The sequence below is a fragment of the Kitasatospora sp. NPDC127067 genome, assembly GCF_042724755.1.
GTDB classification, from domain to species: Bacteria; Actinomycetota; Actinomycetes; order Streptomycetales; family Streptomycetaceae; genus Kitasatospora; species Kitasatospora lactacystinica.
Genome location: NZ_JBHXEM010000083.1, coordinates 33,217 through 39,633, shown reverse-complemented (window position 1 = coordinate 39,633; position 6,417 = coordinate 33,217). Strand labels below are relative to the sequence as shown.

7 protein-coding genes are annotated in these 6,417 nt (G+C 73.4%); 3 read left to right on the top strand and 4 right to left on the bottom strand.

Going from position 1 to position 6,417, the window contains the following annotated elements:
* Nucleotides 1-52: 52 nt before the first annotated feature.
* Nucleotides 53-1,246, bottom strand: coding sequence for an MFS transporter (locus ACFWJ4_RS27995; protein WP_380548409.1), 1,194 nt, complete (start codon nt 1,244-1,246; stop codon nt 53-55).
* 207 nt (nt 1,247-1,453) lie between these two features.
* On the opposite strand from ACFWJ4_RS27995, the gene ACFWJ4_RS27990 reads away from it, so the two are divergent.
* Nucleotides 1,454-2,221, top strand: a complete 768-nt coding sequence (locus ACFWJ4_RS27990; RefSeq protein ID WP_380548406.1) for a slipin family protein — start codon at nt 1,454-1,456, stop codon at nt 2,219-2,221.
* Between the two features lie 116 nt (nt 2,222-2,337).
* Entirely contained in the window at nt 2,338-3,702 is a 1,365-nt protein-coding gene (locus ACFWJ4_RS27985) for an FAD-dependent oxidoreductase (RefSeq protein ID WP_380548403.1), read from the top strand.
* A 155-nt stretch (nt 3,703-3,857) separates the two neighbouring features.
* On the opposite strand, the gene ACFWJ4_RS27980 is transcribed toward ACFWJ4_RS27985, so the two are convergent.
* From ACFWJ4_RS27980 to ACFWJ4_RS27970, 3 genes are all read right to left on the bottom strand, one after another.
* Nucleotides 3,858-4,430, bottom strand: a complete 573-nt coding sequence (locus ACFWJ4_RS27980; RefSeq protein WP_380548400.1) for a DUF6529 family protein — start codon at nt 4,428-4,430, stop codon at nt 3,858-3,860.
* A 4-nt stretch (nt 4,431-4,434) separates the two neighbouring features.
* Nucleotides 4,435-5,025: a hypothetical protein gene (locus ACFWJ4_RS27975; protein WP_380548397.1), complete on the bottom strand. Its 591-nt coding sequence runs from the start codon at nt 5,023-5,025 to the stop codon at nt 4,435-4,437.
* Between the two features lie 154 nt (nt 5,026-5,179).
* The gene (locus tag ACFWJ4_RS27970) at nt 5,180-5,797 is read right to left on the bottom strand and encodes a TetR-like C-terminal domain-containing protein (RefSeq protein WP_359898430.1); all 618 of its coding nucleotides are present in this window, start codon (nt 5,795-5,797) and stop codon (nt 5,180-5,182) included.
* 399 nt (nt 5,798-6,196) lie between these two features.
* On the opposite strand from ACFWJ4_RS27970, the gene ACFWJ4_RS27965 reads away from it, so the two are divergent.
* On the top strand, nt 6,197-6,403 hold the full coding sequence (locus ACFWJ4_RS27965) for a hypothetical protein (protein WP_380548394.1): 207 nt from the start codon (nt 6,197-6,199) through the stop codon (nt 6,401-6,403).
* The last annotated feature ends 14 nt before the right edge of the window (nt 6,404-6,417 follow it).

The window sequence follows — 6,417 nt, the reverse complement described above, 5'->3', positions numbered from 1 at the left end:
CCCAAAATCGTCGGACGCTACTGTTGTGTATAAGAGACAGGGACCGGGCCGTTCAGCGGCGGGGTGGGGCGCTCCCCCCGGCCCGGCGGCGGTCCCACCGGGCCGGGGCGAGCGCGGCGAGCATCACCGCCGCCGTGAGCACGAACGCCCACGGGTAGCCCGTCCCGCCCGCGACCGCCCCGAAGGCGACCGCGCCGATCCCCATCCCGCCGTCGTACGCGACGTTCCACAGCGCCGTCACGGTGCCGTAGCCGGCCGGCGGCACCCGCGCGTACATCAGCGCCAGCGTCGCGTTCTGCGCGACGCCGAACCCCGCGCCGAACACCGCGGCCCCGGCCACCACCGCGACCGGGCTGCCCGTGGCGGCCAGCAGCAGCACCCCGGCCGCCGAGACCAGCAGCGCGGGCAGCACCAGCCCGGCCGAGCCCCGGCGGTCCCCGTACCGCCCGGCCAGCCAGCGGGTCAGCGTCGCGGCGCCGGGCTGGACCAGCAGCGCCACCGCGACGGCGGCGGCGGACGGCACGGCGAGCGGCAGGAAGGTGACCAGGATCCCGGCCGCCAGCGCCGTCGCGCCGAACACCGCGGCCGGCCGCAGCAGCGCGCCGCTGCGCAGCCCCTCCCACACCCCCACCGTCGGCCCGCCGGCCCGGGTGCGGTCCGGCAGCGCCGGGACGGAGGCGACGGCGGCCAGCGGCGCCGCCGCCCCGATCGCGAACACCCAGCCCCAGCCGAGGTGCTGGCCCAGCCAGACGCCGAGCGGCAGGCAGGCCAGGGCGGGCAGCCCGGAGACCAGGCCGACCAGCGCGAGTCCCTCCCCGCGCCGCTCGGCCGGGATCAGCGCGGCGGTCAGCGCCCCGCCCGCCACCAGCGCGACCGCGAAGCCGAGCCCGCGCAGCAGACAGACCGTCACCACCGCCGCCATGCCCCCGGTCCACGCCAGGACCGGCGTGGGCGCGCCGAGCAGCACCAACCCGGCCGCCAGCACCGGGCGGTAGCCGAAGCGCGCGGTCAGCCACGGGGTGGCCAGTTCGCCGACCACGGTGGCCAGCATCAGCGCGCCGGTGGCCAGGCCCGCCGCGTGCTCGCCGCCGCCGGACTCCTGGGCGTACAGCGGCACGGCGGAGAGCAGCAGGTTGAACCCGATGGAGGTGCCGAGCAGGGAGACGAAGCGCAGCAGCAGTGCCCGCGTCAGCAATGGCGGCCGGGCGCAGCCGGAGCCCGTCGCGGAGTCGATCGTCGTGGTCACCCGGCGACGCTACCGGCCCGAACAGCCTGCCGGTAGGGCTCACTTCGGCCCGCGGCACCCGCCCCGCCGACGCTCCGTCGGAATACCCGCGCACGACGCTGTCCACCGCCCCGGCCCGAGCGCATACTGGCCAGCGCGGCTCGCACCGGGCGACGGGGCCACTCCGGTCCCCGGCCCGGCCGTGCCGCGACGGGGGAGGCCGGAATCGTGGCAGTTGTCGTGATCGTCGCCGTGGTGCTCCTGCTCTGGCTGGCGACCGGTGTGCGGGTGGTCCAGCAGTACGAGCGCGGTGTGGTGTTCCGGCTCGGCCGGGTGAGCGGGCAGGTCCGCCAGCCGGGTGTGAGTCTGCTGCTGCCGCTGCTGGACCGGATGCGCAAGGTCAACGTCCAGGTCGTCACCATGCCGGTTCCGGCGCAGGAGGGCATCACCAAGGACAACGTCTCGGTGAGCGTCGACGCGGTCCTGTACTTCCGGGTGGTGGACCCGGTCAGGGCCACCGTGGACGTCCAGAACTACTCCTTCGCCATGCTCCAGGTCGCCCAGACCTCGCTGCGCTCCGTCATCGGCAAGAGCGAGCTGGACGACCTGCTGTCCGGCCGGGAGAACCTCCACCAGGGGCTGGAGGTGATGCTGGAGAGCCCGGCCACCGGCTGGGGCGTGCAGATCGACCGGGTGGAGATCAAGGACGTCAGCCTGCCGGACTCGATGAAGCGTTCGATGGCCCGCCAGGCCGAGGCGGACCGTGAGCGCCGGGCCCGGATCATCACCGCCGACGGCGAGTTCCAGGCCGCCACCAAGCTCGCCGAGGCGGCGAGCAGGATGAGCGAGACCCCGGCGGCGATGCAGCTGCGGCTGCTCCAGACCGTGGTCGAGGTCGCGGCGGAGAAGAACTCGACGCTGGTGCTGCCGTTCCCGGTGGAGCTGCTGCGCTTCTTCGAGGCCGCCGCTGCCCGGGCCGCCGACCCCGGGGCATAGGCCGGGCCTATGCCCCCATAGATCACCACCGCCTACTTCGCAGGTCATCCGTAGGGTTTGCTACAAAGGTTCGGCTAACCTTTGTTGCATCGCGCCCGACCGGAGGACCACTCGTCATGCCCCGCCCGATCCGAGTCGCGATCGTCGGAGCCGGCCCCGCCGGCATCTACGCCGCGGACGCCCTGCTGAAGTCCGACGCCGCCCAGGACCCCGGTGTCTCCATCGACCTGTTCGAGCGGATGCCCGCTCCGTTCGGCCTGATCCGCTACGGGGTCGCGCCCGACCACCCGCGCATCAAGGGCATCGTCACCGCCCTGAACCAGGTGCTCGACAAGCCCCAGGTCCGGCTGTTCGGCAACGTCGACTACCCGAACGACCTCGCCCTGGACGACCTGCACCGCTTCTACGACGCCGTGGTGTTCTCCACCGGCGCGACGGCCGACCGCGCCCTGGACATACCCGGCATCCACCTCGACGGCTCCTACGGCGCGGCCGACTTCGTCTCCTGGTACGACGGCCACCCGGACGTGCCCCGCACCTGGCCGCTGGAGGCCGAGAAGGTCGCCGTCCTCGGCGTCGGCAACGTCGCCCTGGACGTCGCCCGGGTGCTCGCCAAGACCGCCGACGAACTGCTGCCCACCGAGATCCCGCCGAACGTGTACGAGGGCCTGAAGCGCAACCGGGCCGTCGAGGTGCACGTCTTCGGCCGCCGCGGCCCCGCCCAGGCCAAGTTCAGCCCGATGGAGCTGCGCGAGCTGGACCACTCCCCCACGATCGAGGTGATCGTCGCCCCCGAGGACATCGAGTACGACGAGGGCTCGATCGCCGAGCGCCGCTCGGTCAAGCACGTGGACCTGGTCGCCTCGACGCTGGAGAACTGGGCGATCCGCGACGTCGGCGACCGCCCGCACCGGGTGTACCTGCACTTCTTCGAGTCCCCGGTGGAGGTGCTCGGCGAGGACGGCCGGGTGGTCGGCCTGCGCACCGAGCGCACCGAGCTGGACGGCACCGGCAATGTGCGCGGCACCGGCGGCTTCACCGACTGGGACGTGCAGTCGGTCTACCGCGCGGTCGGCTACTACTCCGACGAGCTGCCCAAGCTGCCCTTCGACCCGGCCTCGGGCACCGTTCCGCACCAGGCCGGACGGGTCCTGGACGGCGACGGCTCGCACCGCACCGCCACGTACGTCACCGGCTGGATCAAGCGCGGCCCGGTCGGCCTGATCGGCCACACCAAGGGCGACGCCAACGAGACCGTCGCCTGCCTGCTGGACGACCACGCCGCCGACCGCCTGCCCGGCGCCGTCGAGCCGGACCCGGCGGCCGTCGAGCAGCACCTGCGCGCCCAGGGCGTCCGCTTCACCACCTGGGAGGGCTGGAAGCTGCTGGACGCCCACGAGCGCGCGCTCGGCGAGGCCGAGCAGCGCGAGCGGGTCAAGGTCGTCGAGCGCGAGGACATGCTCCGCCACAGCGGGGCCTGAGCCCCCGCAGGAGTCCGGGCCCGGACGTCCGAGGGCCCGGGCGGCGCCCGACGGGATCCCGGACGCTGTCGGTGATTCGAGGTCCTGATCATTTCGCCCCGCCGAGCCGGTGCTCGGCGGGGCGGTCCGGAGGTACAAGGGCCGCCGGGGACGGCTCACAGACCCGGCACGTGGTAGCCGTTGAGGCGCCAGAGCGCGGCGCTGTACCAGAGCAGGGCGATCAGGACGAACAGGGCGCCGCCTGCCGTGGGCAGGGCCCAGCCGGGCAGCCGGCGGTGGCGGTGGCGGACCACGATGACCTTGGCGACGAACGCGCCATAGAGGAAGCATCCGGCGAACGAGTGCACGGCGATCCGACTGTCCGCCAGCTGCACGCCGTAGGCCGTGAGGCAGTGGTAGGCGATCGGGAGGGACAGCAGGAACGCGGCCAGGCCGACCAGCCGGTGCCCGGTCCGGACCGACCGGGGTGCGGTGGGCAGGCCGGGCAGCCGGCCGTACATCCAGAGCGCCAGCAGGAGCTGGGCCAGCGCGAGGCCCAGCAGGGCGGTGCCGAGCTGGGCCTTGAGCTGGTTGGCGTCGTCGAATCGGCGGCCGAAGAGGCTGCTCGCGTAGTCGGGTGTGTGCGCCCGGCCGTACCAGAAGAGGCCGGCCGTCACGGCCACCGGCAGCGATGCCCACAGGAGGCCGGAGGCCCGCCGAGGGCGGGACGACCGTTCGACGCCGTTCATCCGCTCAGCCGCCCTCGACCTTGTTGCCCGAGGTGTTGACCACGTACCACGTGGCACCGAAGGCGCTGGACTCCTCGCCGTTGGTGTCGCCCTGCGCCGTGTCGCCCTCGAAGTAGTAGAGCGGGTGGCCGTTGTAGACGATCTGGGTCGTGCCGTCCTTGCGGGTGCTCGTGGAGAGCTTGGCCTGGTCGACGCCGTTGGTGGCGGTGGGGGTGCCGGTGGTCAGGGCGGGGGGCCAGGCGGTGGCGCAGGCGTCGTAGCAGGTCGAGGTGGGCGAGGTGTCCGCCTCGAACAGGTAGAGCGTCTTGCCTCGGGCGTCGACCAGGATGTTCTGGTACTTGCCGACGGTGGTTGCCGAGACCGTGGCGGCCGCACCGCCGGCTCCGGCGGAGGGGCTCGGGCTCGCGCTCCCCGTCGGGGTCGCTTCTGCGGACTGACTGCCGGAGGGGCTCGCCGCGGAGGTCGCCGCGGAGGTCGCCGCGGAGGTCGGGCTTGCCGCGGAGGTCGACTTCTTGCTGCTGGAACAGCCGCCGCACACCACGGTGACCAGGGCGACGACGGCGGCCGTGGCGGTCACCGTACGGGAAATTCTCATGGGCTTCTCTCCGGCCGGGGTGGGAACTGGTGCCACCACTTCAGCGCGAACAGGCTCGGCCGCTTCACCAGGCACGCCAGCAGGCGGGCAAGGCGAGGCGACCGTTAACCCTGATGGCCGACAGCAGCGGCTCGCGGCCCGGTCCGCGTGCCCGTCAGGGACGGACGATCGGCAGCAGCAGCTCGTCCACGATCTCCGCCGGATCGAGCCGCACCGCGTCCCCGCCGCACATCTTGATCCGGTACAGCATCAGCGCCGGCACCAGGTCGGTGACCAGCGGGGTGACCGCCCCGGGCCGGACCTCGCCGCGGGTGGTGCCGCGGTCCAGCACCTCGGCGATCAGTGCGGTCGTCGGCTGGACGACCCGCTCCAGCACGATCTCCAGGAAGGCGTGCGCCCGCTGGTGGTCGAGCTCGCTCATGACGGCCCGCACGGCGGCGCCGATCTCGCTGACCATCGCGGCGCGCAGCCTGGTGACCACCTCCAGCAGGTCGCCGCGCAGGCTGCCGGTGTCGGGGGCCGGGCCGGACGGCGGCAGGCTGGCCCGCAGCGCGTCCTTGACCAGCTCTTCCTTGGAGGACCAGCGGCGGTAGAGCGCGGCCTTGCCGGTCTGCGCGGCGGCGGCCACCCCCTCCATGGTCAGCCGGGCGTAGCCGTCGGTGGTGAGCTGCTGGAGGACCGCCTCGTAGATGGCGCTCTCCAGCGCCTCGCCGCGCCGCCGCAGCGGGGCGCCCGTCACCGGCCCGTGCCCGGTGTCCGTCTCAGCGGTCATGGTTGCGCACCTTCTTCAGTCGCCTTTCCTCGGTCCCGTAGCTCCACGCGTTCGGCCGCGGTTCCCGGGGAGATCCCGGGCCGGCCGCGCGAACGGTGAAGCACTTCCCCTGTCGCGGAGATCACCTGGACCCCACTGTCGATGTTAGTGAACGAACCCGTTCCCGGCGTCGCCCCCGGCAGCACGATCCGTTCTGGTGTTCGAGTTGCGATGGGTTCCCCCCTCGATACGCTTCGAGAAGAGGCTCCCCGAGCCCGGACCCGCGCCGCCCCCGGCGCACCCCTTCCGCACGACAGGACCGGGACAGGACCGTGGCCCCATGCGGCTGGGGCGGGACCGGCGGTGGCATGGAGGAGCAGGTCGAAGTGGACCCGCCTGCGGAACCCCGTGGAGGACCCCATGACCGAGAGAACGGCCGGCATGGCGCTGGCAGCCGCCGGCGCCGCCGCGGTCTTCGCCGTGGTGAGCATCGTCGCCGCCGCCAGGGCGTGCAGGTGCCGGATCTCCGGCGCCGAGAGCGCCCCCGGAGCGGAACGGCCCCACCGCCCCAGCTCCGGCACGACCGCCACCAGCCACGGTCGCTGCACACCCCCGAACGTCTGTTGACCCCCTCTTCCCCG

Bases quoted from the DNA above. Each gene is read 5' to 3' on its own strand.
- ACFWJ4_RS27985 (WP_380548403.1), top strand. From the start codon at position 2,338: ATGCCCCGCCCGATCCGAGTCGCGATCGTCGGAGCCGGCCCCGCCGGC.
- ACFWJ4_RS27980 (WP_380548400.1), bottom strand. From the start codon at position 4,430: ATGAACGGCGTCGAACGGTCGTCCCGCCCTCGGCGGGCCTCCGGCCTC.
- ACFWJ4_RS27975 (WP_380548397.1), bottom strand. From the start codon at position 5,025: ATGAGAATTTCCCGTACGGTGACCGCCACGGCCGCCGTCGTCGCCCTG.
- ACFWJ4_RS27970 (WP_359898430.1), bottom strand. From the start codon at position 5,797: ATGACCGCTGAGACGGACACCGGGCACGGGCCGGTGACGGGCGCCCCG.
- ACFWJ4_RS27965 (WP_380548394.1), top strand. From the start codon at position 6,197: ATGACCGAGAGAACGGCCGGCATGGCGCTGGCAGCCGCCGGCGCCGCC.